Origin of the sequence: Pseudomonas sp. B20, assembly GCF_020515755.1 — a bacterium.
GTDB lineage: Bacteria > Pseudomonadota > Gammaproteobacteria > Pseudomonadales > Pseudomonadaceae > Aquipseudomonas > Aquipseudomonas syringae.
Genome location: NZ_JAHPJG010000053.1, coordinates 1 through 1,131, shown reverse-complemented (window position 1 = coordinate 1,131; position 1,131 = coordinate 1). Strand labels below are relative to the sequence as shown.

Here is a 1,131-nt window from a genome sequence, read left to right as displayed (position 1 = left end):
TTCGCGAGCAAGCTCGCTTGTGTCTTTGATCAAGGTAAAGTCTGGGGTGAGAGGGGTGGATGGCAAGCTGACAAATCGCGGTGCCCAGAGCACGTGTGGGAGCCAAGCTGCCATCCACTCTTCCCGCTTTGGCTCAAAGCTCGAACAGTTGACTGAGTCCGACCTCGAACAACAAGCGTGAGCCAGGCCAAAGCGCCTCTCACCCTTTATCCTAGAGGTTTTACTCATGTCCGCCTATGCCGGTATTGATGTTTCCAAGGCCACGCTGCAGGTTGCGCTGTTTCCCAAAGCGGATGAGCTGTGTGTACCTAATACTGAAGAAGGTCTCGCCAGCATTGCTGAGTACCTCAGCGCCCATCAGGTTGAGCGCGTTCTTGTTGAAGCCACCGGTGGTTACGAGAAACTGTCGGTAAAGCTTCTGGCTAATGCAGGGTTCAAGATCCAGCGTATTAACCCTGTTCGCTCACGTCAGTTCGCTCTGGCCATGGGCAAGCGTGCCAAGACCGATCCAATCGATGCGCAAATGCTGGCCATGTTCGCCTCCAGCCTGGAGGCGAAGGGCTTCGCAAAGCCTGACGAGGAGCGCGAAGTCCTGCTTGAGCTGGTCAACTTGCGCAACAACCTGCTTCAACAACGTGACGACAACCGGCGCCGTATGAAACAGGCCATATTGCCCAGCGTGGTGGACATCTACCTTGCGTTGGAAGCCAGCCTCAAAGTGCAGATCAAAGCGGTAGATCAGCTTGTCGATGCACAAGCGCGCAAGGTCGACTCAGAACTGCTGCAGCGGCTGCATGCCGTAAAGGGCGTAGGCCCAGTGACAATCGCCAGCCTGTTCTGCTACCTGCCAGAGCTGGGTGACCTGAGTCGTGGACAAATCGCAGCGTTGGCCGGTGTGGCACCGTATAACAACGACAGTGGCAGCAAGGCCGGCAAGCGGCAGATCTACGGTGGGCGGACGAAACTGCGCCGTGCGACCTACATGTGTGCGCTGGTGATGGTGCGCTATAACGCCGATTTCAAGGAGCGCTATGCGAGGCTGCGTGCCAAAGGCAAGTGCGCGAAAGTGGCCCTGGTGGCCTGCATGCGGGTGTTGCTGATACGCCTGAACGCCATGGTGCGCGACGGAAC

Annotated in this window: 1 protein-coding gene; it reads left to right on the top strand. The window is 57.4% G+C overall.

Annotated elements, in window-relative coordinates; translation table 11 throughout:
* Positions 1-226 precede the first annotated feature (226 nt).
* A partial coding sequence (locus tag LIX91_RS25500; RefSeq protein WP_226489409.1) for an IS110 family transposase occupies positions 227-1,131 on the top strand: 905 nt, incomplete at its 3' end.